At 68.7% G+C, this 25,547-nt stretch carries 23 protein-coding genes; 8 read left to right on the top strand and 15 right to left on the bottom strand.

All coding sequences use genetic code 11. The annotated features are described in order from the left end of the window. Positions 1-30: 30 nt before the first annotated feature. The 3 genes from SFC76_RS01825 (at position 31) to SFC76_RS01815 (ending at position 3,321) form a co-directional block, all read left to right on the top strand. Positions 31-1,221 carry an acyl-CoA dehydrogenase family protein gene (locus SFC76_RS01825; RefSeq protein ID WP_322847780.1) on the top strand — a complete coding sequence of 397 codons (1,191 nt, stop codon included), beginning with the start codon at positions 31-33 and terminating at the stop codon, positions 1,219-1,221. A 97-nt stretch (positions 1,222-1,318) separates the two neighbouring features. Next, positions 1,319-2,443: an acyl-CoA dehydrogenase family protein gene (locus SFC76_RS01820; protein WP_322847779.1), complete on the top strand. Its 1,125-nt coding sequence runs from the start codon at positions 1,319-1,321 to the stop codon at positions 2,441-2,443. After that, positions 2,443-3,321, top strand: coding sequence for an acyl-CoA thioesterase (locus SFC76_RS01815; RefSeq protein WP_322847778.1), 879 nt, complete (start codon positions 2,443-2,445; stop codon positions 3,319-3,321). Before SFC76_RS01820 ends, SFC76_RS01815 begins: the two co-directional genes overlap by 1 nt. Here SFC76_RS01815 and SFC76_RS01810 read toward each other — a convergent pair. From SFC76_RS01810 to SFC76_RS01790, 5 genes are all read right to left on the bottom strand, one after another. Continuing rightward, the gene (locus tag SFC76_RS01810) at positions 3,318-4,436 is read right to left on the bottom strand and encodes an energy transducer TonB (protein WP_322847777.1); all 1,119 of its coding nucleotides are present in this window, start codon (positions 4,434-4,436) and stop codon (positions 3,318-3,320) included. The genes SFC76_RS01815 and SFC76_RS01810 overlap by 4 nt on opposite strands. 40 nt (positions 4,437-4,476) lie before the next feature. Next, positions 4,477-5,292: an SDR family oxidoreductase gene (locus tag SFC76_RS01805; RefSeq protein ID WP_322847776.1), complete on the bottom strand. Its 816-nt coding sequence runs from the start codon at positions 5,290-5,292 to the stop codon at positions 4,477-4,479. Positions 5,293-5,296: 4 nt separating this feature from the next. Further along, the gene (locus SFC76_RS01800; protein WP_322847775.1) at positions 5,297-6,349 is read right to left on the bottom strand and encodes a phosphotransferase family protein; all 1,053 of its coding nucleotides are present in this window, start codon (positions 6,347-6,349) and stop codon (positions 5,297-5,299) included. 43 nt (positions 6,350-6,392) lie between these two features. Beyond that, complete coding sequence (locus SFC76_RS01795) at positions 6,393-7,475, bottom strand: Zn-dependent alcohol dehydrogenase (protein WP_322847774.1); 1,083 nt, start codon at positions 7,473-7,475, stop codon at positions 6,393-6,395. Between the two features lie 127 nt (positions 7,476-7,602). Beyond that, positions 7,603-8,865, bottom strand: a complete 1,263-nt coding sequence (locus SFC76_RS01790) for an acyl-CoA dehydrogenase family protein (RefSeq protein WP_322847773.1) — start codon at positions 8,863-8,865, stop codon at positions 7,603-7,605. Between the two features lie 154 nt (positions 8,866-9,019). On the opposite strand from SFC76_RS01790, the gene SFC76_RS01785 reads away from it, so the two are divergent. The 5 genes from SFC76_RS01785 (at position 9,020) to SFC76_RS01765 (ending at position 13,827) form a co-directional block, all read left to right on the top strand. Then, the gene (locus SFC76_RS01785) at positions 9,020-10,270 is read left to right on the top strand and encodes a TetR/AcrR family transcriptional regulator (RefSeq protein WP_322847772.1); all 1,251 of its coding nucleotides are present in this window, start codon (positions 9,020-9,022) and stop codon (positions 10,268-10,270) included. Further along, on the top strand, positions 10,267-11,037 hold the full coding sequence (locus SFC76_RS01780) for a thioesterase family protein (protein WP_322847771.1): 771 nt from the start codon (positions 10,267-10,269) through the stop codon (positions 11,035-11,037). Before SFC76_RS01785 ends, SFC76_RS01780 begins: the two co-directional genes overlap by 4 nt. Positions 11,038-11,186: 149 nt before the next feature. Beyond that, entirely contained in the window at positions 11,187-11,633 is a 447-nt protein-coding gene (locus SFC76_RS01775; protein ID WP_322847770.1) for a hypothetical protein, read from the top strand. 71 nt (positions 11,634-11,704) lie between these two features. Beyond that, positions 11,705-12,424, top strand: a complete 720-nt coding sequence (locus SFC76_RS01770) for a response regulator (RefSeq protein WP_179508821.1) — start codon at positions 11,705-11,707, stop codon at positions 12,422-12,424. Between the two features lie 71 nt (positions 12,425-12,495). Next, complete coding sequence (locus SFC76_RS01765; protein WP_322848055.1) at positions 12,496-13,827, top strand: HAMP domain-containing sensor histidine kinase; 1,332 nt, start codon at positions 12,496-12,498, stop codon at positions 13,825-13,827. Positions 13,828-14,241: 414 nt separating this feature from the next. Here the strand turns inward: SFC76_RS01765 and SFC76_RS01760 are convergent, their stop codons facing one another. The 10 genes from SFC76_RS01760 to SFC76_RS01715 form a co-directional block, all read right to left on the bottom strand. Continuing rightward, positions 14,242-15,522 (bottom strand): MFS transporter, encoded by a 1,281-nt coding sequence (locus tag SFC76_RS01760; protein WP_322847769.1) that lies wholly within the window; start codon positions 15,520-15,522, stop codon positions 14,242-14,244. Beyond that, positions 15,519-17,648 (bottom strand): M3 family metallopeptidase, encoded by a 2,130-nt coding sequence (locus SFC76_RS01755; protein ID WP_322847768.1) that lies wholly within the window; start codon positions 17,646-17,648, stop codon positions 15,519-15,521. The genes SFC76_RS01760 and SFC76_RS01755 overlap by 4 nt, the downstream gene beginning before the upstream one ends. Positions 17,649-17,699: 51 nt before the next feature. Next, positions 17,700-17,903 carry a hypothetical protein gene (locus SFC76_RS01750; RefSeq protein WP_322847767.1) on the bottom strand — a complete coding sequence of 68 codons (204 nt, stop codon included), beginning with the start codon at positions 17,901-17,903 and terminating at the stop codon, positions 17,700-17,702. Continuing rightward, positions 17,900-18,586, bottom strand: a complete 687-nt coding sequence (locus tag SFC76_RS01745; protein ID WP_322847766.1) for a Crp/Fnr family transcriptional regulator — start codon at positions 18,584-18,586, stop codon at positions 17,900-17,902. Before SFC76_RS01745 ends, SFC76_RS01750 begins: the two co-directional genes overlap by 4 nt. Before the next feature lie 143 nt (positions 18,587-18,729). Then, entirely contained in the window at positions 18,730-19,809 is a 1,080-nt protein-coding gene (locus SFC76_RS01740) for a CgeB family protein (protein ID WP_322847765.1), read from the bottom strand. Beyond that, positions 19,806-20,888: a CgeB family protein gene (locus SFC76_RS01735; protein WP_322847764.1), complete on the bottom strand. Its 1,083-nt coding sequence runs from the start codon at positions 20,886-20,888 to the stop codon at positions 19,806-19,808. Before SFC76_RS01735 ends, SFC76_RS01740 begins: the two co-directional genes overlap by 4 nt. Then, positions 20,885-21,994, bottom strand: a complete 1,110-nt coding sequence (locus SFC76_RS01730; protein WP_322847763.1) for a CgeB family protein — start codon at positions 21,992-21,994, stop codon at positions 20,885-20,887. The genes SFC76_RS01735 and SFC76_RS01730 overlap by 4 nt, the downstream gene beginning before the upstream one ends. After that, positions 21,991-23,262 (bottom strand): glycosyltransferase family 4 protein, encoded by a 1,272-nt coding sequence (locus SFC76_RS01725; protein ID WP_322847762.1) that lies wholly within the window; start codon positions 23,260-23,262, stop codon positions 21,991-21,993. Before SFC76_RS01725 ends, SFC76_RS01730 begins: the two co-directional genes overlap by 4 nt. Further along, positions 23,259-24,356 carry an SDR family NAD(P)-dependent oxidoreductase gene (locus SFC76_RS01720; protein ID WP_322847761.1) on the bottom strand — a complete coding sequence of 366 codons (1,098 nt, stop codon included), beginning with the start codon at positions 24,354-24,356 and terminating at the stop codon, positions 23,259-23,261. The genes SFC76_RS01725 and SFC76_RS01720 overlap by 4 nt, the downstream gene beginning before the upstream one ends. Next, positions 24,353-25,468 (bottom strand): NAD-dependent epimerase/dehydratase family protein, encoded by a 1,116-nt coding sequence (locus tag SFC76_RS01715; protein WP_322847760.1) that lies wholly within the window; start codon positions 25,466-25,468, stop codon positions 24,353-24,355. The genes SFC76_RS01720 and SFC76_RS01715 overlap by 4 nt, the downstream gene beginning before the upstream one ends. Positions 25,469-25,547: the final 79 nt, after the last annotated feature.

Genomic DNA, 25,547 nt, shown 5'->3' with positions numbered 1-25,547 from the left:
AGGCCGGGGTGACGAAAAGGGAATTCCGACATGACCGACACCGACCTCGATACCTTCCGCGCCGAAACCCGGGCCTGGCTGGCGGAGAATTGCCCGCCCGAGATGCGCGAGCCGGTCCGCGCCGATACCGACGTGTGCTGGGGCGGGCGCAATTTCAAACCGTCGTCCCCGGCGCAAAAGGACTGGCTCGACCGGATGGCGGCGCGCGGCTGGACCGTGCCCGATTGGCCCAAGGCCTATGGCGGCGGTGGGCTATCGGCGGCGCAGACCAAGATCCTGCGCGAGGAGATGGCGGCGATCCGCGCGCGCAATCCGCTCAATTCGTTCGGCATCTCGATGCTCGGGCCGGCACTGCTCAAATATGGCACCGAAGAGCAGAAGCTCGAGCATCTGCCCAAGATCGCCCGCGGCGAGATCCGCTGGTGCCAGGGCTATTCCGAACCCAATGCCGGGTCCGACCTCGCCGGCCTCGCCGCCAGCGCCGAGGATGCGGGCGACCATTATATCGTCAACGGCCAGAAGGTGTGGACCAGCTACGCCGACAAGGCCGACTGGATCTTCTGCCTGGTGCGGACCAGCAAGGCGTCGAAACAGGGCGGGATCAGCTTCGTGCTGTTCGACATGGCCTCGCCCGGCGTGTCGACCAAGCCGATCCTGCTGATCAGCGGCTATTCGCCTTTCTGCGAGACCTTCATGGACGATGTGAAGGTGCCCAAGGCGAACCGCATCCACGACGAGAACAAGGGCTGGGACGTCGCCAAATATCTGCTCGGCCACGAGCGCGAGATGATCTCGGGGATGGGGCTGGCGACCGGCGGGCGCAATCCGTTGGTCGAGGGCGCGATCGCGACGATCGGGCTCGATCATGACGGACGGCTCGCCGATCCGGTGCTGCGCACCCAGATCGCTTTGTTCGAGGTGCGGGCGAAGGCGTTCGCGGCGATGTCCGAACGATTTATCGACGAGCTGAAGGCGGGGCGCGCGCATCCGGCGCAGCCGAGTATGATGAAATATGTCGGCACCGAGCTGAACAAGGATCGCTACGAATTGATGATGGCCTCGGGCGGCTCCGACGCGCTGGAATGGGAGAGCGAGCGTTCGCGTACCGGCGCGATGCCGCGCGCCTGGCTGCGCACCAAGGCCAATTCGATCGAGGGCGGGACGAGCGAGATCCAGCTCAACATCATCGCCAAGCGGATCCTGGAGCTGCCCGGCGCCTGATCCCCTTGTGCTCCTGCGCAGGCAGGAGCCCGGAGCCACAGAGCGGAACGCTGGGAACCCTGGGTTCCGGCTTCCGCCGGAACACGAAAGTTTCCCGATGCCCCTCTACCTCAACGACGAACAGACGATGCTCCGCGATACCGCGAAGGACTTCATCGCCGAACACGCCCCCGTCGGGCATTTGCGGTCCTTGCGCGACGGCAACGACCCGACCGGCTTCAGCCGCGACCTGTGGAAGCAGTTCGCCGAGATGGGCCTCAACGGCGTGCTGATCCCCGAAGCGCAGGGCGGCCTCGGCCTCGGCCATGTCGAGGCGGGCGTGGTGCTGGAGGAGATCGGGCGCAACCTGTCCCCCTCCCCCTTCCTCGCCACCGCGGTCGCGGCGGTCGAGGCGCTGAAGGGTTCGGCGCAGGCCGAGCGCTGGTTCCCCGGCATCGTCTCCGGCGAGACGGTGGCGGCGCTGGCGATCGACGAGGGCGCCAAGCATCGCGACCGGATCGCGATGACCGCGGAACGCTCCGGCAACGGCTTCCGCCTGACCGGCGCCAAGCAGTTCGTCACCCATGGCCATATCGCCGATCTGCTGATCGTCGCGGCGCGCACCGCGGGATCGCCCGACGATGCCGAGGGCGTCACGCTGTTCGCGGTGCCGAAGGACGCCGCCAACCTCACCGCGACGCCCGAGCGGCTGGCGGATTCGAGCCTCGCCGCGCGGATCGCGTTCGAAGGCGTCGAGGTCGATGCCGATGCGGTGATCGGCGAGGTCGATGGCGGTCGCGATCCGCTCGGCCGGTTGCTGCGCGCGGGGCGGACCGGCGCGGCGGCGGAACTGCTCGGCGTCGGCGGCGGCGCGATGGACATGACCGTCGGCTATCTCAAGGAGCGCAAGCAGTTCGGCGTCGCGATCGGCAGCTTCCAGGCGTTGCAGCATCGCGCCGCGCATCTCTATGCCGAGATGGAGGTGGCGCGCGCCGCGGTGCTCAAGGCGCAGCAATTGCTCGACTCCGGCGCCGAGGCCGACGATGCGGTATCGATCGCCAAGGCGATGACCGGCATGGCGACGACGCTCAGCGTGCAGGAGGGGATCCAGATGCACGGCGGCATCGGCATGACCGACGAATATGACATCGGCTTCTACATGAAGCGCGCCCGCGTGCTCGCCGAGATGTTCGGCGACGTCGGCTTCCACGCCGACCGGCTGGCGAAAGCGGCAGGCTATTGATGGGCGAGCGCACGCCGGAAGAGCTGGCGGCGATGCTCGTCACGCTGCTCGACGTCGAGGAGATCGATACCGATCTGTACCGCGGTTCGCGCCAGCCGGGCGGGCGCGGCCGGGTGTTCGGCGGACAGGTGATCGCGCAGGCGCTGCAGGCGGCGCAGCGCTCGGTCGCGGGCAAGGACGCGCATTCGCTCCACGCCTATTTCATGCGTCCGGGCGACGAGAACTTCCCGATCATCTTCCAGGTGATGCGCGACTTCGACGGGCGCAGCTTCGCGACGCGGCGCGTCGTGGCGGTGCAGAAGGGCCAGCCGATCCTCAACCTCGCCGCCTCGTTCCAGACGGCGGAAGAGGGGCTGCACCACCAGGATGCGATGCCCGACGTGCCGGGTCCCGAGACGCTCAAGTCGGAACGCGAACTGCGCCTCGCGATCGCGCATCAGGTACCCGAGAAATACCGCGACTTCTTCACCCGGCGGCAGAATGCGATCGAGATGCGACCGCTCTATCCGCGCAGCTGGTTCGCGCCGGAGAAGCGCGCGCCGAACAACGCCGCCTGGTTCCGCACCGCGGCGGGGATCGGCGACGATCCGGCGGTGCATCGCGCCGCGCTCGCCTACGCGTCCGACATGGCGCTGCTCGCGACCTCGATGATGCCGCACGGCGTCAACTGGCTGATGCCCGAGATGCAGACCGCCAGCCTCGACCATGCGCTGTGGATCCACGAACCGTTCCGCGCCGACGAATGGCTGCTCTACACCACCGACAGTCCCTGGGCGGGCCACGCCCGCGGCATGAACCGGGGGAGCATCTTCACGCAGGACGGCCGGCTGGTCGCGAGCACCGCGCAGGAGGGGCTGATCCGCCGGCGGGCGGGTTAATCCGGCGCGATATCGGCAGCCGGGGGCATGCCGGGCTTGCGGATGACGTAGCGGACGCGCTCGACACAGCCGACATAGCCCGGACCGCCCGGGTTGAAGGCGGCACCGCGGACGATCCGTTCGGCCGCCGTACCGAAATCCGCGGTCGGCTCGGCCTGCTGGGCGTGGACGTTCCCGATCTCGCCCCAAGGTGCCACGTCGAACGTCACCATCGCCCAGCCTTCGATGCTGCGCGCCTGATAATTGCCAGGATAGACCAGCTGCGGCGGCCGTTTCCATGTGTGTTCGCGCGGACAGGTGGCGTTGGCGGGGCGCCAATTGGCTTCCACGGGCGATGGCGGGGCGGGGAGGATCGTCGCACTCTTGAAATAGCCGGACATGCAGCCGCCATGCGATCCCCGCTCGAAACGCGAGCGCGCAACGGCGTTACGGCCGGCACGATCGAGATCCACCGAGCCGCTGCCGCCTGCGGTGCGGAGGTGCTGCGGGTGGCCGTTACGAGCGATGGAGTATTCGATCATCGTCCAGCTCGGATAGCCCGGCTGGTCGGGCAACGCCTTGAAGTCCGGATAGCCGCGCAACAGCGCTGCGGGCGCGGGATCGCCGCAATCGCCGGCGGCATGGATGCGGTCCCATACCGCCCGCGACAGACGGTTCCCCGGCAGCATGAACAACGCCATCACCTCCTCTATCGGCGCAGCGGCGAGCGGCATGACGTCGCCGGTGTACGTCACGACGCACCCGCGGCGTACCGTGCCCGGTGCGAAACGCGTCGCGGCGAACGCGGGGACGACATCGTCGGCATTGGCGACATAAGCCGAGCCGCGACGGGCGATCGACAGCGGCCGGCCGCTCGCATCGATCGAGAAGTCGAGCGCGACCGCTGCGGGCGATCCGATGCGATAGGCGGAGCCCGTCCGGCGCGGGGGCGACTGGACGACCGGCGGCTGGCCGCCGCCGTCACGACAGATGACGGGGCTCATCACCCAACGCAGAAGCGTGTTGTCCGGCTTGGGGGCGGCTGGCACGGCATATGGCGATGTCGTGACGACCGGCGGGGGCCGGTCGCTCTGGAGGGCGGCAAGCGCGATCGCGGTGGTCAGGATGATCGTCATGCCCGCATTCTGCGCGCGACAGGTTACGGCTGCAAGTCACTCATACCGCGGTCTTTCCATACTCCTGCCGCGTCACCGGATGACTCGACGACAGGCCGCCGTCGACCGCGATCGCCTGGCCGTTGACGTAGCTGGCGTCGTCGGAGGCGAGGAACAGCGCGACCTTGGCCAGTTCCTCCGGCTGCGCGCCACGACGCAGCGGGTTGAGGCGGCCGATCCGGTCCACCTTGCCCGCGTCGCGGGCATAATCGAACACCGGCTGCGTCATGCCGGTCTCGGTCAGGCCGGGGCACAGCGCGTTGACGCGGACGTTGCTGCCGGAAAGCTGCTGCGCGGCGACCGCGGCGAGGTTGATGACGCCGGCCTTGGATGCCGAATACGCCGGCGAGCCCGCGCCGGAGCGGATGCCGGCGACGCTGGCGGTGAGCACGATCGCGCCGCTTCGCCCCGTCTCTTTGGCCCGTTCGGCGATGAGGGGTGCGGCATGTTTGATCGCGAGGAAGGGACCGATCAGATTGACGCGCAGCACCTCGGTGATCAGCGCGACGTCGGTGTCGAAGAGATTGGCCATGCCGCCCGAGATGCCGGCATTGGCGAACATCACGTCGAGCCCCCCGAACGCGTCGCGGGCGAGCGCGATCGTGCGGATCACGTCGGCCTCGTCGCCCGCGTCGATGCGGATCGCATGCGCGGTGCCGCCGGCGGCGGCGATCTGCGCGGCGGTCTCGTCGGCGCCTTCGGTGCGATCGGCGACGATGACGCGGCCGCCCTCCGCGGCGAAGAGCAGGGCCGCGGCGCGACCGATGCCGCTGCCCGCGCCGGTGACGATGATCGATCGGTCGGTGAAGCGGGTCATGGCGTCAGGCTCCTGCGGCTTGCGCGAAATGCCAGCTCGCCGCGGCGAGGCGATGGACCTGCGCCGCCGATCGCTCCGCCTGCGCGCTCGACGCGGTGCCGTCGACGATCCGCTTCTTGATGCCCTGGACGATGCCGGTCAGGCGGAAGAGGTTGTAGGCGAAATACCAATTGAGGTCGGGCACGCCGTCGCGCCCGGTGCGCGCGCAATAACGCTGCACCATCTCCTCGATCGTCGGGATGCCCGTCTCCGGCCCGGTCTGCCCCTTCACGCCCGATCGCCCCTCGGGCTCGGTCACCCAGCTCATCAGGAAATAGGAGAAATCGGCGAGCGGATCGCCGAGTGTCGACAGCTCCCAGTCGAGGACTGCGACGACCCGCGGCTCGGTGGCATGGAAGATCATATTGTCGATACGATAGTCGCCGTGGACGATCGACGTGCGCGTCTGCTCGGGAACGGTGCGCGGCAGGAAGGCGATGAGGCGTTCGACCTCTGGCATCGGCTCGGTCTCGCTGGCGCGATATTGCTTCGTCCAGCGTTCGACCTGCCGCGCGAAATAATTGCCGGGCTTGCCGTAATCGCCGAGGCCGGCGGCGACGTGATCGGTCGTGTGCAGGTCGGCGAGCGTATCGACCATTGCGTTGTAGAGGCCGGTGCGCTCGGCCGGGGCGTAATCGGGCAGCGTGCCGTCCCACAGGTTGCGGCCCTCGACCAGCGCCATGACGTAGAACATCGCACCGATCACGCTCTCGTCGGTGCACAGGCCATAAGGCCTGGCGACCGGAAAGCCGGTGGGGTGGAGGCCGGCGATCAGCCGATATTCGCGGTCGACCGCATGTGCGGAGGGGAGCAGCACGCCGAACGGCTTGCGGCGCAGGACGTAGGCGCCCGACGGGCTGTCGATCCGATAGGTCGGGTTGGACTGGCCGCCGGCGAATTTGGCGTAGGTCAGCTGGCCGGTGAAGCCGGCGACGTTCGCCTCCATCCAGGCGGTGAGACTGGCCTCGTCGAGGCGATCCTTGCCGGCGACGGGGATGGTGTCGGATGCGATGGTCATGATGCTCGGCTCCTCGCCGCCAAGACGGTGAAGGAAATGATCCTCACCCGAAGGTGATCACGGTGCGCGTCGCGTCGCCCTTGCGGAGTTCGGCGAAGGCGTGATTGATCCGGTCGAGCGGCAGGCGCTCGGCGATGATCGTGTCGAGATCGAGCGCGCCGCGCAGGTAGAAGTCGACGAGGCGCGGGATATCGACCGGGAAACGATTGCTCCCCATCAATCCGCCCTGCAGCCGCTTGCCGGACAGCAGGTCGATCGCCGACAGGCCGACCGTCTCGCCCGGCGGCAGCATGCCGAGGATCGTCGCGGTGCCGCCGCGGCGCAGCACCTTGACCGCGGTGGCGGCGCTCTGCGGCCGGCCGACCGCCTCGATCGCGTGATGGACGCCGCCGCGGGTGATCTCGATCACCTCGTCGGCCGCGGTCGGCGACGCCGCGTCGATACTGTGCGTCGCGCCGAGCTTTTCGGCGAGCGCGCGCTTTTCCGCCACCGGATCGAGCGCGATGATCCGCGCGGCGCCGGCGATCTTCGCGGCATTGACCGCGGCGAGGCCGATGCCGCCGCAGCCGACGACGCACACCGTTTCGCCCGGCGTCACGTCGGTGGTGTTGAACACCGCGCCCGCGCCGGTGGTCACCGCGCAGCCGAGCAAAGCGGCACGATCGAGCGGCATGTCGCGATCGATCGCGACACAGGCATGTTCGTGGATCAGCATCTGTTCGGCATAGGCCGAAAGGTTGAGCATCTGCGCGACCGGCCGGTCGCCGAGCATCAGCCGCGGCGGCGCCCCCCTGGGGCGGCGGACGGCGGCGTCGACGCACAGCGCCATGCGGCCGGTGACGCAGAATTCGCATTGGCCGCAATAGGCCGACAGGCAGGTGACGACGTGATCGCCGACCTTGACCGTGCGCACCTCGCTGCCGATCGCCTCGACCACGCCGGCGGCCTCGTGACCGGGAATGGTGGGCAGCGCGTGCGGGTAGAGGCCATCGACGAAATGCAGGTCGGAACGACAGACGCCGACCGCGGCGGTGCGGATGAGCACTTCGTGCGCGGCGGGCGCCGCGACGGTGACGTCCTCGATGCTGAGCGGCTCTTTCGGTTCGATGAGGATGGCGGCTTTCATGGGATGTTCCTTTCGCAATCAGCGGATCGCGCGCACCCTCACCCATCGCCGGCTCCGCCGGCTCTTCCCTCTCCCGCCGGGAGAGGGAGGGAGACGCGAAGCGTCGGAAGGGTGAGGGTGAGGTCGGTTACCGCGCCGGCCGCTCCGCCGCATAGTCCCCGTATTTGCCGAACTCGGCCCGGGCGATCGCGCGGTTGTGGACCTCGTCGGGGCCGTCGGCGAAGCGCAGCGTCCGCATCGCCGCCCAGGCATGGGCAAGGTGGAAATCCTGCGACACGCCGCCGCCGCCATGCGCCTGCACCGCATCGTCGAGGATCTGCAACGCCATGTTGGGCGCGGCGACCTTGATCATCGCGATCTCGACCTGCGCCGATTTGTTGCCCGCTCTGTCCATCATGTCCGCCGCCTTGAGGCAGAGCAGCCGCGTCATCTCGATATCGATGCGCGCCTTGGCGATCCGCTGTTCCCACACCGATTGATCGGCGATGCGCTTGCCGAAGGCGACGCGCGACAGCAGCCGCTTGGCCATCGCCTCGATCCCCGTCTCGGCGACGCCGATCGTGCGCATGCAATGGTGGATGCGCCCCGGCCCGAGCCGCCCCTGCGCGATCTCGAACCCCCTGCCCTCGCCGAGCAGCACGTTCTCCACCGGCACGCGCACGTCCTTCATCACCACTTCGCCATGACCGTGGGGGGCGTGGTCGTAGCCATAGACGCTGAGCATCCGTTCGATGGTGACGCCGGGCGCGTCCATCGGCACCAGGATCATGCTCTGCTGCGCGTGCCGCTTTGCCGTCGTATCGGTTTTGCCCATCACGATCGCGACCTTGCAGCGCGGATCGCCGACGCCGCTCGACCACCATTTGCGGCCGTTGATGACGTAATGGTCGCCCTCACGGACCATCGACGTCTCGATATTGGTCGCGTCGGACGAGGCGACCGCGGGTTCGGTCATCAGGAAGGCGGAGCGGATCTCGCCGCGCATCAGCGGCCCGAGCCAGCGTTCCTTCTGCTCGCGGGTGCCGTAACGGTGGAACACCTCCATATTGCCGGTGTCCGGCGCGGAGCAATTGAACACCTCCGACGCCCAGTCGATCCTGCCCATCTCCTCGGCGCAAAGCGCATATTCGAGATTGCTGAGCTGCGTGCCCTCGAACGCGAAACTGTCGTCGACATGCGTCTGGCCCGAGTTCGGCGGCATGAAGAAATTCCACAGGCCCGCGGCCTTGGCCTTATGCTTGCATTCTTCGATGACCGGGATCACCTTCCAGCGTTCGCCGGCATGCGCCTGTGCGTCATGCTCGGCCTGGCGCGGGCGGATCTCCTGGTCGATGAAGGTGCGCACCCGGTCGCGGAAATAGGTCTCGCGTTCGCTCAGCGTGAAGTCCATGCGCCTCTCTCCGACGTGTCTTTGGCGATGGTCTAGGCCGTACCGCACATTCGGTAAAGTGGCGTGACGCGGCGGGTCGCCGCTTTTCCACGCCTGATCGCATCGCCGAGAGAAAACACTGTTTCTTCTAAACCGGCATTGATAGACGGGTCGGATGGACCAGACGGAGGACGTGGGCAGCGCCGGCGCTGACGAGGAACAGGGCACGAAGCGTTTCCGCGCGAAACGCGACGCGATCCTGTCCGCCGCCGCCGAGGCGATCAACGAACAGAGCGCGAAGGGGATGACCTTCGCCGACGTGGCGCGGCGCGTCGGGCTCAACACCACCAGCGTCACTTATTATTTCAAGCGCAAGGAGGACCTCGCGGCGGCGGCGTTCGAGCACACGCTCGACCAGTTGCTGGCGATGATCGACGAGGCGAGCGCCGCGGCCACCCCGCGCGAGCGGGTGCGCCGCTATCTGGCGCTCAACATGGAGCGGCTGGCGCGGGTGCAGCGCGGCGAGGAACGCGCGATGGCGGTGCTGTCCGACCTGCGCGCCACCGAGGAGCCCAACCGTACCCGATTGATGAATCGCTGGCGCGAAGTGTTCCGGCGGACGCGCGGCCTGTGGGGCGCGGCGGCCAATCGCGCGGAGACCGATCTGTTCGGCGCGCGTGCGCACGTGCTGCTCGAAAACACCTTCTGGCTGCCGGTCTGGCTGGTCCGTTACGAGCCCGACCAATATGCCCGCGTCGAGGCGCGGCTGATGGACGTGTTCGACCATGGCATCGCGATCCCGGACGGCCGCTGGGCGCCGCAGCCGATCGACCTGACGCACGAGGAGAGCGAGCCGGGCCGCGCCGCCTTCCTGCTCGCCGCGACGCGGCTGATCAACGAGCTGGGCTATCGCGGTGCCTCGGTGCAGCGGATCGCGGCGGAGCTCAACGTCACCAAGGGCAGCTTCTACCACCATCTCGACGCCAAGGACGATCTCGTCATCGCCTGCTACCGGCGCAGCTTCGACACGATCTCCGACGCGCAGCGGCTGGCGGACGAGGCGGGCGGATCGCATTGGCAGCGGCTGTCGAGCACGATCGCGACCTTGCTCGACGTGCAGTTCGCCGAGCGGACGCCGTTGCTGCGGACGACGGCGCTGTCGGGCCTGCCCGGGGTGGTGCGCACCGCGATGGTCGACCGGTCGAACCGGATCGCGCGGCGGTTCGCGGGCACGATGATGGACGGGATCGCCGAAGGATCGATCCGCGCGGTCGATGCGCTGGTCGCGGCGCAGGCGTTGATGGCGTTGCAGAATGCCGCGTTCGACATGCGCAAATGGGCCGCCGCGATGCCGCGCGAGCGGGCGGTGGCGATGTACGCCTCGACCTTGCTGTTCGGATTGTTCGACGACCGAGCGTTGCGGTGACGACGCTCGGCCAGGTGATCGCCGGGCTGGAGCCGGTCGCGCAGGGCTGGCGCGGCATTGTGCCCGAGACGTGGCTGCAGGGGCGGACCGCTTATGGCGGATTGTCGGCGGCGCTCGCACTGCATGCCGCGATGGGGGCGGATGCCGACCTGCCGCCGCTGCGATCGGCGCTGGTGGCGTTCGTCGGGCCGCTGAGCGGCGCGATCACGGTCCGCGCCGAGGTGCTGCGCCGCGGGCGCAATGCGGCGTTCGTGCAGGCGGACGTCTCGGGCGAGGCGGGCCTGGGATTGCGCGCCACCTTCGTCTTCATGCGCGCGGTCGAATCGGCGGTGGACCATCGCGCCGGGTCGACGCCGGGGGTCGCGGTGCCGGGGCCTGCGGACACCGTCATGCGCGGCCATCCGGCGGTCGCCTTCTCGCAGCATTTCGAGATGGTCGAGCGGCAGGAGGCGGGGCCGGCGGAATGGCTGCGCTGGGTGCGGTTGACCGATCGCACCGGGGTGGATCCGCTGGTCGCGCTGATCGCGGTCGCGGATTGTCTGCCGCCGGTGGCGCTGAAGCTGCTCGGCCGGCCGGCTCCGGTCAGTTCGATGACGTGGCAGCTCAACCTGCTCGGCGAGGCGCCGGTGACGCAGGACGGCTGGTGGCTGCTGCGCTCGGCCAGCGATTACGCGCGCGCGGGCAGTTCGAGCCAGGCGATGGCGATCTGGGCGGCGGACGGCACGCCGGTCGCCGAGCAGATGCAGAGCGTCGCGGTCTTCGCCTGATCCGCCCCCCCCCCCCGCTCCCGCGATCAGGGGGAGGATCATGCGACAGGTTGCGACAAATTCCACCGCACGCGACATACGGCCGCGACACCCGCCTGCCATAAGGAGATGGTGCGGCAGGGATCGGCCCGCCGGGGGTGGAGGACGTCATGACATCGATGCGTTTCGGGCTCGCGATCGCGAGCGGGCTATTGGCGACGGCCGCGGTCGCGCAGACCGTGCCCCCTGCCCCGCCGCCCGGCGGCGGCATGATGCGGCTCGACGCGAACCACGACGGCGTCATCACCCGACCGGAGATGATCGCGGAGGCGGAAGCGCGCTTCGCCGCGATGGACGCCGACAAGGACGGCAAGGTGACGCCCGCGGAACGCGATGCGGCGCGTCCGCAATGGCGCGGCGCCGGTAATCGCCCGCGCGGCGGCGGCGATCGGGAGATGACCCGCGCCGAGACGCTCGCGCGCGCCGGCCAGCGCTTCGATCGGCTCGACACCAACCACGACGGCAAGCTCGATGCGGCCGAACTCGCGGCAGCACGGCCGATGCGCGGCCCGCGCGGCGGCGGCGACACGCCCCCGCCCGCCCCGCCGGCCCAGTAACATCTTGACCGGGCGGGCGATTGCCCGTCCGGGCTTTGCAGGAAGGGTGCGCCGTGGCTAATGCCGAACCGATGGGAGACATGCCGCACCTGCTGCTCGTCGACGACGAGCGATCGATCCGCGAACCGCTCGCGCAATATCTCACCAAACAGGGGTTTCGCGTCACCCAGGCGGCGGATGCCGAGAGCGCGCGGACCCGGCTCGCCGCTTATGCGATCGATCTCGTCATCCTCGACGTGATGATGCCGGGCGAGGACGGCCTGTCGCTGTGCCGGCACATCGCCGCGACCAGCGATACGCCCGTCATCCTGCTCACCGCCAAGGCGGAGGAGACCGACCGCATCGTCGGGCTGGAAATGGGCGCGGACGATTATGTCGTGAAGCCCTTCTCGCCGCGCGAACTGGCGACGCGGGTCAAGGTCGTGCTGCGGCGGCTGACCGCCGGCGGCGCGCGCCAGCATGCGCCGGAAAGCGGCTCCTATGCCTTTGCCGGCTGGGTGCTCAAGACCGGCGAGCGCGCGCTGGTCGATCGCGAGGGCGTGTCGGTGCCGCTGTCGACGGGCGAATACAATCTGCTGCTCGCGCTGGTGACGCGGCCGCGGCAGGTGCTGACCCGCGACCAGTTGCTCGACCTGACGCAGGGGCGCGAGGCGGCGGCGTTCGATCGCGCGATCGACAATCAGATCAGCCGCCTGCGCCGCAAGATCGAGACGGACGCCAAACTGCCCGAGATCATCAAGACGGTGTGGGGCGGCGGCTATACGCTCGCGGCGGAGGTCACCCGCCTGTGAGACTGACACCGTGAGCTCGATGCTGTGAGACAGATGCTGTGAGACTCTGGCCGCGCAGCCTTGCCGGGCAGATGGCGGTCCTGATCGCGCTGGCGTTGTTCGTCGCGCAGGCGGTGAATTTCGGGCTGGCGCTGCGCGAGCGTGCGGCGTTCCGGCTGGCGCAGGCGACGCGGCCCGTCGCGATCCGCATCGCCGATGCGATGGAGCGGGAGGCACAGGGCGGCCGGCCGATCCCGCGCGACCATGGCCGGATCCGGCGCGCCGACCGCAACGACATCCCCGCCGGGCTGCCGCGCTTGCCCGAACTGGCGAGCGAGCTGCGCGACCAGTTGCGCGAACAGGGGGTCGAGGTCGGACGGATCGACACCGGCGTGCGCGACTGGACGGCGGTGGACGATGCCGTGCTCGGCCGCAGCGTTCCGCGGGCCAACCGGACCCGGCGCGCCGGCGACCGGCCGGAACAGGCGCTGCTGATCGCGATCGAGCGACCGCATTCGGGCTGGCTGGCGGTGATCGTGCCGTGGGGCGACGACGGCGGCATGCACCTGTTCTGGCGATTGTTCGCGCAGACGCTGATCCTTTATGGCGTCGTCTTGCTGCCGGTCTTGTGGATCGCACGGCGTATCTCGCGGCCGCTGCGCGAACTGACCGCCGCGGCGCAGCGCTTCGGCCGCGGCGGCAGCGAGACGCCGGTCGCGGTCGAGGAGCACGGGCCGGCGGATATCGTCGGGCTGGTGCGCTCGTTCAACGCGCTGCAATTGCGCGTTACCGCGATGCTCGACGAGAAGGATCGGATGCTCGGCGCGATCGGCCACGATCTGCGCACGCCGCTCGCCGCGCTGCGGGTGCGGATCGAATCGGTCGAGGACGACAACGACCGCGCGCGGATGGCGGACACGATCGCCGAAATGAACCGCACGCTCGACGACATCCTGTCGCTGGCACGGATGGGGCGGCCGAGCGAACCGCTGACCGAGGTCGATCTCGCCGCGCTGGTCGATGCGGTGGTCGAGGACTTCCGCGATCTCGGCCAGGACGTCGCGTTCGAGGAGGCGGACCGGCTGCGGATGCGACTGCGGCCGTCGCTGATCCGGCGGGCGATCCGCAATCTGATCGAGAATGCGGTCAAATACGGCGACGGCGCCGAGGTACGATTGGTCGCGGAGGCGACGGCGGTGCGGATCGAGGTGGCGGATCGCGGGCCGGGCATCCCCGAGGCGCGGCTGGGCGACGTGTTCGAGGCGTTCACCCGGCTGGAAACCTCGCGCAACCGCGATACCGGCGGGATCGGGCTGGGGCTGGCGCTGGCCCGGACGATCGTGCGCGAGGCGGGCGGCGACGTGCGGCTGGCGAACCGCGACGGCGGCGGCCTGTGCGCGACGATCGAACTGCCGCGCGGCTGACCGTTCCCCCGCTGCGCGGGGCGCATGCATATGGCTTCGGCCGGATCGACATTCGGAATCTTAGCAAAATTCCTCCCCCGCCAGGGGGAGGTGGCATGCCGAAGGCATGACGGAGGGGGAGGTAAGCGACACGTCTGTTCCGTGTCCTCCCCCTCCGTCAGCGCTTTGTGCTGCCACCTCCCCCACTAGGGCAGGGCGATCGCATATGGCCATTGGGGTGCTGCAACGGCTTCCCATCCCCGTCATGCCGGACTTGATCCGGCATCCCGCTTCTTCGCGCCGTCCAAAGAAGCGGGACCCCGGCGCAAGGCCGGGGTGACGAAGTGGATTTGGAGGGCGTACGACTTACCGTGAGGGTCATATGCGATACCCCTGCCCGCCAGGGCGAGGAATTCGACGGAAGGTCGATCCCGCCTAGTCCTCCGCGATCTGGCTGTGCGCCTGCGTGTCGCGCATCCGCCAATAGGTGATCAACGACACCGCGATCATCGCAGTGACATACCAGTAGAAGGCGCGTTCCATGTGCGCGTCCTTGAGCCAGAGCGCGACATATTCCGCCGTGCCGCCGAACGCGGTGTTGGCGAGCGCATAGGGCAGCGCCACGCCGAGCGCGCGGATATGCGCCGGGAACAGCTCCGCCTTCACCACCGCGTTGATCGCGGTATAGCCGGTCACGATCACCAGCGCGGCCATCACCAGCGCGAAGGCGGCGAGCGGGTTCTTCACCGTCTCCAGCGCGGTGAAGATCGGCACCGTCGCCAGCACACCCGCGATGCCGAAGCCGATCATCAGCGGCCGACGGCCGATCCGATCGGACAAGGCCCCCGCCAGCGGCTGCAACGCCGCATAGAGCGCCAGCGCCCCGGTCATAACCCAGGTCGCGGTTTCGCGGCTGAAGCCGCTGGTGTTGACCAGGAACTTCTGCATGTACGTGGTGTAGGCGTAGAAGGCGAGCGTACCACCGGCGGTGAGCAGCACCACCGTCGCCGCCTGTCGCGGATGTTTGGAGAAGAGCAGCCAGCCGCTCGACTTGGGCTTGTCCTTGGCATTGGTGAACGCCTCGGTCTCCATCAGCCCGCGACGGATGCGGAAGACGACGATCGCGAGCAGGCCGCCGAGCGCGAACGGCAGGCGCCAGCCCCATTCTTCGAGCTCGGCCTCGCTCAACACGCCTTGCAGCAGCAGCAGGGTGAACAGCGCGAGCAACTGCCCGGCGATCAGCGTGACATATTGGAAGGACGAGAAGAAGCCGCGCCGGTTCTTCCCCGCCATCTCCGACAGATAGACCGCACTCGCGCCATATTCGCCGCCGACCGACAGGCCCTGCATCAACCGCGCGAAGACCAGCAAGGCAGGCGCCCCCCAGCCGATCGTCGCATAGCTCGGGCAGATCGCGATCAGGAACGCGCCGGCGCACATCAGCGTCACCGACAGCGTCAGCCCCGCCTTGCGGCCGCGGCGGTCGGCGTAGATGCCCATGATCCACGCGCCGATCGGCCGCATGACGAAGCCGACCGCGAACACCGCGGCGGTGTTGAGCAATTGCGCGGTCGGATCGCCCTTCGGAAAGAAATGCGGCGCGAAATAGAGGCCGAAGGCGGAATAGACGTACCAGTCGAACCATTCGACCAGATTGCCCGCAGAGCCGCCGAGGATCGATTTCAGCCGCCCCGCCGGCGCCGCCGTCCCGCTCATTTGGCCGCCCCGGCCGGGAAGCCGCGCTTCTTCAGCAGCGCGTTGACGTCGGGATCGCGACCGCGGAAGGCGCGATAGGCCTCGGCGCGGTCGGTTTCGTTGCCGGTCGAGAGCAGGATCTTGGCGAAGCGGTCCGCGGTCGGCTTGTCCCACGGGCTGCCCGCCTCCTCGAACGCGGCGAACGTGTCGGCGTCCATCGTCTCCGACCAGAGGTAGCTGTAATAGCCGGCCGAATAGCTGTCCGACGAGAACAGGTGATTGAACTGCGGCAGGCGGTGCCGCATCACGATCTCGCGCGGCATGCCGATTTCGGCGAGCGTCTTGCGCTCGAATGCGTCGGGATCGACGACACCGTCGGCGACCGTGTGCAGCTTCATGTCGACGATCGCCGACGACAGATATTCGGTGGTGGCGAAGCCCTGGTTGAAGGTCTTCGACGCCTCGATCTTGTCGAGCAAGGCCTGCGGCATCGCCGCGCCGGTCTGATAATGGCGCGCATATTTGTCGAGCACGTCGCGGGTGAGCAGCCAATGCTCGTTCACCTGGCTGGGATATTCGACGAAGTCGCGCGGCGTGCCGGCGAGGCCCGGATAGGTGACGTTCTGCAGCATCGCGTGGATCGCGTGGCCGAATTCGTGGAACAGCGTCTGCGCATCGTCGAGGCTGATGAGGATCGGTTCGCCCTTCGCGCCACGCGCGAAATTGTTGTTGTTCGACGACAGCACCGTCTGCGCCGGCGCGAGATTGCGCTGGCTGCGATAGGTATTGGCCCAGGCGCCCGAGCGCTTGCCCGTCCGCGCGAAATCGTCGCGGTAGAACAGGCCGACTTCCTTGCCGTTGCGGTCGGTGACGTGCCAAACGCGCATGTTCGGCTCGAACACCGGCACGGTGCCGGTGATCTCCTTGAAATTCAGCCCGTACAGCCGGTTGGCGGCGTAGAGCGAACCCTGGATGATATTGTTGAGTTCGAAATAGGGTTTGAGCTGCGCCTGATCGAGGTCGTAGCGGGCCTTGCGCACCTGCTCCTGATAGAAGCGATAGTCCCACGGCTCGATCGTGATCTTCGCGCCGCTCTTGTCGGCGATCGCCTGCATGTCGCGGACCTCTTCGCCGACCCGCGCCTTGGCGGCGGGCCAGACGCGCAGCATCAGGTCCATCGCCGCGGCGGGCGTCTTCGCCATCGTGTCCTGCATCCGCCAATCCGCATGCGTCCTGAAGCCGAGCAGATGGGCGCGGTCGGCACGCAGTTTGACGATCTGCGCAATCACCGCATTGGTGTCGTTCGCGTCGGCGTTGTCGCCGCGGTTGGTGAAGGCGCGCCACACCTTCTCGCGCAGGCCGCGGTCGCTGGCGAAGGTGAGGACGGGGTCGACCGCCGAGCGCGTGTTGACGATCGCCCAGCCGGTCTGGCCGCGTTCGGCGGCGGCGGCCTTGGCGACCGCCCTGACGCTGTCGGGGACGCCGGCGAGCTGCGCCTCGTCGGTGACGAGGATCGCGGTGCCTTCGTCGGCGAGCAGGCGCTTCGAGAAGTCGCTGAACGCGCTGGCGAGCTGCTGGTTGTAGGCCGACAGCTGGGCCTTCTGCGCGGGGTTCAGCCGCGCGCCCTGGCGGACGTAGCTGTCATAGGTGCGCGTCACCAGCCGCTGCTGCTGCGCGTCGAGCTTGCCCCGTGCCTTGTAGACCGCCTCGATGCGGGCGAAGAGCTTGGGGTCGAAGGTGATCGCGTCCGACGCGGCGGCGAATTTGGGCGACCATTCGCGGTCGAGCGCCTGATAGGCCGGGCTGTTCATATTGCCGGTCATCACGCCGAACAGCGTCATCACCCGGCCATAACGCTGGCCGGCGAGCTGCATCGGCACGAAGGTGTTGGCGAAGGTCGGCGCGGCGGGATCGTCGGCGATGCGGCGATAATCGGCGGCACGTTCGGCGAGCGCGGCTTCGAACGCCGCCGGGAACAGTTCGGGCCTCACCTTATCCCAGGGGGGAACGCCGCCGTATGGGCCGGTCCAGTCGGCGAGCAGCGGGTTGGCGGCGGGCGTCTGCGCCGTGGCATCGGTGGCGATCAGCGTACCGGCTCCGGCGAGGATGGGCAGGGCTGATGCGGCGGCGACGAGGATATGCAGCAAGACGTTCTCCGGATCGTTCGGCCGCCTAGCATAGCCGCTGATCCCGGCACGTCACCCCGGCTGATTGGCCTGCAGCTGCGCCTCGTGCACCGCGGCGAGCAGGCGGCGACCGGTCTCGGCCGCCGCCGCCGGCGTCATCGCCACCGCGACGCCGCCGGGGCCGTCGAGGAGGACCTGTCCGTGTTCCACGGTGACGATGCCGGCTTCGGTATTGACGCGATAGGGCCGGCCGGCGGGATCGTCGCTCGGCGTCATCCCGTCTTCCACGCGCCGGCATCCGAATAGAGATAGTCGCTGGCGAATTCGGCGACGGCGCACAGGCCGGGAAGGTCCAGTATCTCCACCCGCCCGTTCTTGAAGGTGAGCAACGCCCGTTCCCGCAACGTCCGCAGAGTGCGATTGACATGCACACCCGTCAACCCACACCCCTCCGCGAGATCGGGCTGGGTGAGCGGCAGGTCGAAGCGTCCGTCGCGTGCCAGCCCGACCATCTGCAACCGCGCGTACAGCTCGCAGAAGAAGTGGGCCAGTCGCCCGTCGGCGCCGAGGCGGCCGAGACGGAAGATCCACTCGCGGTGCATCGCCGCGTCGATCAGGGTCGCGAACCACAGGAAGCGGGTCAGCGTCGGATGACGCTCGGTGATCCCGACCAGCGTCTGATGATCGAACAGCGCCATCCTGACCGGCCCGAGCGTGCCGACGTCATGATCGAGCCGTCCGGTCGGAAAACCGTGGAGATCGACGAAGTCGCCCGGGATATGGACCGACACGAGCTGCCGATAGCCTTCGCGATCGTCCATGTAGCGGGTGACGTAGCCGTCGATCAGCATCATGCTGGTTTCGACCGGCTCGCCGCGGCGGACCAGTTGATGACGCGCAGGATAGTCCTTCACCGTCGTCGCCGCCTCTTCGAGCACGCGGCGCTCTTCGATCGTCATACCCGTGCGTCCCCGACCCATCAGGAAGCGGCCGGTTCGTGGGAATTGCGCGACATCGTCCTGGGTCGATGCACTATCCTTCGGGTCGTCTCTCATCGATACACTCTAACACGGGTCGGTGGCGTAACGTTCCATCGCAAGCTTCACGTCGCTGCGCAAGCCAGCCTCGCCGGCGTGTCTGTCCTGACGCCGAGATGCGCTTCGAGCTGGGCGGCTCGGGTGTCAGCGCTGTGTTCGGCAAGGACGCGCGCGCGCGCGGCGTGGCCGATCACGGCGGCGTCGCGGTCGAGCACGGCAACGACGTCTGCGCTGGTGTCGGCGAGGATGATCTCGCTGCCGTCGACGAGGATCGCGTCTAGCCCAGGCCAGCGATCCGAGATGATCGGCGTCCCACACGCCGCCGCCTCGAACAGGCGCACCGAGGGCGACCAGCCGGCGGCGATCATGTCGGCGCGGGTGACGTTGAGGGTGAAGCGCGAGGCGGAGTAGAAAGCGGCGTGATCGGCGGGCGGGAGATGGTCGATCCGCTCGACGTTCGCCGGCCAATCGATGCCGGCGGGATATTGCGGGCCGGCGACGGCGAAGCGCCGCTGCGGCTGGGCGCGGGCGACGTCGATCAGCAGGCGAGTGAGCGTCGGCTGGCGATCGTCGCTATAGGTGCCGAGATAGCTGAGGTCCCACCGCTTGGCCACGTCGAGCGGATGATAGGCGGCGGGGTCGACCGAGCAGAACAGGGCGCGGGCGGCAGGCGAGCCGAAGTCGCGTTCCAACCGGTCGAGCGTCGGGCCGCCGGTGAAGCTGAGATAGACGTCGTAGCCGGGGATGATCGCCGGGTCGAGATATTCGAAGTCGCCGCGGGCGAGCTTGGCGAGCGTCACCGGGGTGTCGATGTCGTAGAAGGCGGTGGTGCCCCTCGCCTGCCGCTGCACGTAACGGCCGACCGCGACGCCTTCGGGCACGTAGGAGCCGACGATCACCGCGTCGGCAGCGGCGATCTGAGGCTGCCAGCGGGCGAGATCATCGAGATCGCGGTAATAAGCGAGGGTGCAGAAGTCGGGGTCGATCAGGTCGCGGTGGTCGCCGGCGTACCAGGGGACTTCGCGCTCGAGGAACAGGATGTCGTGCCCGCGGGCCCCATAGGCCTTGAGCAAAGCGCGGAAGGTGGTGGCGTGACCGTTGCCCCAGGACGACCCGAGGCTGAGGCCGAGGACGACGAGCCTCATGCCGGCTGCTTTGCGCGATGCGCCTGGAAGAGCGCGTCGACCTGTTCGGCGCGCAGGTCGTAGGTATGTTCGGCGAGGACGCGGGCGCGGGCGGCGGCGCCGATCGCTTCGGCACGTGCGGGGGTGAGCGCGGCGAGATGGTCGGCGACATCCTGCCCGTCGCGGGCGACGAGCACCTCGCGGTCGGGGACGAGGAACTGCTCGATCCCCTCCCAGGCGTCGGTGATCAGGCAGGCGGCGGCGCCCGCCGCCTCGAACACGCGGGTGGCGGGCGAGAAGCCGATGTGCGCCATGCTGTCGCGGGCGACGTTGAGCACGGCGCGCGGGGTGCAGTTGAAGGCGTTGTGTTCGGCGGTGTAGACGTGGCCGCGGTGGCGGACGTTGGCGGGCATCGCCTTGCTCTCCCAGCCGTTGCCGCCGATCAGGAAGCTCTGGTCGGGCAGGTGCGCGGCGGGGCGGAGGAAGAACTCCTCGACCCGCGCCTCACGGTCGGGCAGGCGGTTGCCGAGGAAGGCGAGGTCGCAGGCGAAGCGCGTGTCGCGCGGCACCGGGTGATGCGTGTCGGGGTCGAGCGCATTGTAGACCGGAATGCAGCGTGCCGCGCCGAAGCCGGTATAGGCGTCGATCACCGGCGGGCCGCCGCCATAGGTCAACACCATGTCGAGCGCGGGCAGCGCCTGCAGCACGGGGTGCGAGGCGTCGGCGCGCATCTCGTCGAGCGTCGCGGCGGCATCGACGTCCCAGAAGATCTTGAGCGCGTCTGGGCGGGCGTGACGGAGGATGCCGGCGAGCAGCTCGGCGTCGAAGACGCCGACGCCATTGGCCTTGACGACGATGTCGGCGTCGGCGGCCTCGGCGAGGACGGCGTTCATCGCGTCGATCGTCGCGGGGTAGACGACCGATTTGGCGTAGGGCGGCGGATCGATGTCGCGGTGCTGCTGGCGGTCGAAGGCGTCGGGTTCGTAAAAGGTGATGGCATAGCCGCGCGCGTGAAGCGCCTTGAGGATGCCGCGATAGTAAGTGGCGGCGCCGTTCCAATAGCTGGAGACGAGGCTGGAGCCGTAGAAGGCGATCTTCATGCTGCGTCCTTGCGGGCGGAGGTGGCGAGCTGGGCGACGATGGCGAGCAGTTCGTCGACGCGGTGGGCGCAGGTGTGGCGGGCGAGGATCGTCTCGCGGCCGGCGGCGACGAGCGCGGCCCTAAGTTCACTATCCTCGCGTATATCACGCAGGGCGCCGGTCATCGCATCGCCCGAGTCCACCATGAGGAAGTCCGTGTTCTTACGGAATAATCCTTCGGTATCCTGCCAGGGGGCGGAGACCAGGGGAATGCCGCAGGCGAGCGCCTCGAACACCCGGATCGTCGGGATGCCGGGCAGGATCGTCGCATAATAGCGGCGGGGCACATGCACGGTCGCCAATGCGCTGGCGAACAGCGCCGGCGCGGCGGCGTTGGGCGCCCAGCCGTGATAGGGGATGGCGTAGCGGGTGAGCATGTCATGCGCCGCCTGCGGATAGCGGACGCCGTAGATGTCGAGCGCGATTTCCGCCGCGCGGCTCGGTTCGAACAGATAGGTTTCGAGTTCCTCGGTCCGTTCGCCGTCGCCCCAATTGCCGATCCATACGAGGCCGTCGCGCGGCCCCTCGACCGCGGGCGGATGGAAGCGGCGGATGTCCGCGGCCTCGTGCCACGTCCAGACGCGCCCGCCCCAGCCCCAGCCGCGATAGACCTCGCTCAGCGTCTCGCCGAAGGCGAGCACGCCGTCATAGCCAGACAGGTCATAGGCGCGCATCTGATCGGGCTCGCTGACCGCGCGATGGTGGGTGTCGTGGAACAGCAACGTCCAGGGCGCGCCGCCCTTGCGGAGGCGACCGATCTCCGCGACCAGCGCATGGTCGTTCCATTCGTGGACAAGGACGAGATCGGCGCCGTCGACCATCTCGGCGACATCGACGCCGGTGGGATAGCTGACCGAACCAAGCTCGGGATAGGCGCTGCGATAGGCGTCGAGCCCCTGCGGGCCGTGATCGGCGACGAGGTTGGTGAGGCTCCACGCATTTTCGGGCGCATAGACGCGTACGTCATGATCTCGCGCGATCAGCTCGCTGAGCACGCCGCGCAGGAAATGGGCGTTGCCGTGGTTCCAGCAGGAGGCGAGGCTGTGGGTGAAGTAGACGATCTTCATGCGGCGGCTTTCCGGGCATTCGGGTACGCGGCGATCGTCGCGCGATAGAGCGCAAGCATCCTATCGGCGGTCGCGTCTGGGGTGTAGCGGGCGGCACGCTGGCGCGCGGATTCGCCGAGTGCGGCGCGGCCGGCGCGGTCGTGGACGAGTGCTTCGATGGCGCGGCACCAGTCATCGCCGTCGAGTGCGACGAATTGCGCCGCGCCGTCCCACAATTCGCGGAAGGTGGGGATGTCGGCGAGGACGAGCGCGCAGCCGGCCTGCGCGGCTTCGAGCACGGCGAGGCCGAAGGGTTCGAAGCTGGCGGCGGAGACGAAGATCGGCCGCCGGGCAAGATGCGCGGCGAGCTGATCGCCCGAGAGCTGGCCGAGTTCGCGCAGATGCTGGAGGCGGATCGTCTCGCCATGCGGCCCGCGCGCCGCGCCTGCGGCGAGGAACGGGATCGGCAGGCGCGCGGCGGCGCGATCGAGCAACGCGGCGTTTTTCACCCCGTCCCACAGCCGGCCGACGGTCAGCGCGAGATCGGCGACGGGCGCGGCGGGATCGACCGCGCGCGCGGGCGTGCGGCCGTTGTGGATGGCGAGCACCGACTGCGTCAGGTGATAATGGCGCGCGACGATCGCGGCATAAGCGGCGGTGGGCGCGACGACGCGGTCGACCGCGCGCAGGCCGTCGCCGGTGAGCGCGCGGTGCCAGAGAAAGGCGTCGGCGAGCGGCGTAGCGCGCGCCGCCTCCCACCAGGTCGAGACGCAGCCGTGCGCGACCGCGATCGCGGGGATCGGCAGCGGCGCGGCGGCGGCGAGCGTCGGCATGTTGTAGTGGACGAGGTCGACGCGATGGTCGGCGGCGAGCGCGGCGATGGCGTGGCCGGCGGCGCGGACGGGCGCGGCGTCGGTACAGGTCCAGTCGAGCGGCAGGTCGGTGACGATGAGGGTGATCGGGGCTGGGGTGGTCGGGGCGGGTTGTTGCGTGTCGCCGTAAGATACCCTTCCCCGTCCCTCCCCTTCCTGCCGTACCCCGGCGGAGGCCGGGGCCCAGTTGGAGGACGTTGCGCTCGTATTGCCAAGTTCACCCAACTGGGCCCCGGCCTCCGCCGGGGTACGGCTTGATGTGGCTGGGGCGGACAGCATCGCGCGCTGGTCGGCGGTCGGCGAGGGGCCGAGGACGGCGACGATGCATTCGACGCCGCGCGCCGCGAGCGCGCTCGCCAGTTCGGCGGTATAGTGCCAGACGCCGCCGACCGCATCGGTGGTGAGCAGCAGCTTCATTCGGCCGCCACGGGCATCGCTTCGGCAATGGCGACGTCGAAGCCGCGTTCGGTGGCGAGCCAGCGGGCGAGTTCGGCGACGCCGTCGCGCCACGGCACCTTGGCGGACAGATCGAGCGCGGCATCGGCGGCGCGGGTGTCGGCGACGAAATAACGCTGGTCGCCGGCGCGCCAGTCGGAGGCGTGGACCGCGACCTCGCGGCCGATCAGTCTGCCGATATGCGCGAGCAGGACGCGCAGCGAGACGGCATTGGCGGGACCGCCGCCGAGATTGAACGCCTTGCCGCTGACCCGATCGATCCGCTGCCAGGCGCGGACATAGGCGTCGACCGCATTGGAGACGTCGAGGATGTCGCGGACCTGATAGCCGTCACCGTACAAAGTGATCGGCTGGCCTTCGAGCGCGCGGATCAGGAAATGCGCCACCCAGCCCTGATCCTCGGTGCCCATCTGGCGCTGACCGTAGATGCAGCTCATCCGCAGCACCGCGGCGGGGACGCCGTAGCTGCGCGCGTAATCGAGGACATATTGGTCGGCGGCGCCCTTCGACACGCCATAAGGCGTGTGGAAATCGAGCGGGCGGCGCTCGCCGATGCCGTGGCTGCGCACCTGTTCGTCGATCGGCACATAAGCGTCGCCGACGCGCGCGAAGGCGAGATCGCCGAGGTCGCCATAGACCTTGTTGGTCGAGGCGAAGACGAGCGGCGTGCCGGGCTTGCGGCGCAGCGCCTCGAGCAGGTTGAACGTGCCGAGGATGTTGATCTCGAGATCGTCGCGCGGGTCGTCCATGCTGGTGGTGACCGCGACCTGCGCGGCCATGTGGAACACCGCCTGCACCTCAGCCACCGCGCGGCCGATTTCGTCGGCGTCGCGGACGTCGGCGCGGATCGCGGTGATGCGCGCGCCGTGACGGTCCTGCAGCCAGCGCAGGTTGCGCTCGACCCCGGGTCGGCTGAGCGTATCGTAGACGAGCACGTCGTGACCGTCGCGCGCGAGCCGGTCGGCGATGTTCGAGCCGATGAACCCGGCGCCGCCAGTGACGAGGATCGGCGCGCCGCCGTCGCGCGGAGGACGCTGCTGCGGAGACGGGGTCATGCGACCAGTCCCCGCTTTTCGAGTTCGGCGCGCGCCTTGGCAACATTGTCTTCGGCGCTTTGTTCGCCGACCCATTCGGCGAGTTCGGCAAGTCCTTCGATAAAGTCCTGGCGCGCGGTGAAGCCGAGGCGTCGTTCGGCGAGGCTGGTGTCGCAGAAGCAATGGCGGATGTCGCCGATCCGCGCCTTGCCGACGATCTCAGGCCGGATGTCGTTCTTGTTCATCGCTTTGGCCAAAGCCTCGGCGACCTGCGTCACCGACCGGTCGTGGCCCGAGCCGATGTTGAAGGTCTGGTCGACCGCCTCGGGCAGCACCAGCGCGTCGGCGAAGGCGCGCGCGACGTCGCTGACGTGGACGAAGTCGCGGCGCTGCTCGCCATCCTCGAAGATCATCGGCTGCTGGCCGTTGAGCAGGCGCGAGGCGAAGATCGCGAGCACGCCGGTATAGGGATTGGAGAGGGCCTGGCCGGGACCATAGACGTTGAACAGGCGCAGGCAGACGCCTTCGATCCCATAAGGCTTGGCCATGATATGGGTGGTGCGCTCCTGCACGTATTTGTTGAGCGCGTAGATCGAGGCGAGGCTGGGCCGCTTCCATTCGGGTGTCGCCACCGGGGTGAGCGGGCGACCCTGCGCGTCGAGCGGGTCCCAATTCGCCATGCCGTCGCGGACCGCGCCGCGTTCGGCATTCTCGACATCCCTGCCGTCTTCGTCGCGATACAGCCCCTCGCCGTAGATCGACATCGACGAGGCGGTGACGACGCGGCGGACCGGCTGGTCGATCAGCTTCTCGAACAGCACCGCGGTGCCGACGTCGTTGGTCGATGTGTAGCGTTCGACCTCGTACATCGACTGGCCGACGCCGACCTCGGCGGCGAGGTGGATGACGCTGTCGACGCCGGCGAGCGCGCGGGCGACCGCATCGCCGTCGCGGATGTCGGCGCGGATCAGTTCGACCTCGTCGTTGAGCAGCGGCGGCCGATCGACGTCGCCGTGGACCTGCGGGATCAGGCTGTCGAGGACGCGGACGCGATTGCCGCGGCGGAGCAATTCGTCGCCGACGAAGCGACCGATGAAACCGGCACCGCCGGTGATCAGGACGGTCTCGCTCACGCTATATTGATCCGGATCAACGACATGCCGGGGGTGATCGTGTCTGTTCGTGGCATCCGTCGCCCGCCCCTAATCGCTG

It is taken from the genome of Sphingomonas sp. CD22, from assembly GCF_034556155.1.
Taxonomy (GTDB): domain Bacteria; phylum Pseudomonadota; class Alphaproteobacteria; order Sphingomonadales; family Sphingomonadaceae; genus Sphingomonas.
Note: the sequence above shows the minus strand (reverse complement) of the source record. Positions and strands in the feature narration are given on the sequence as shown.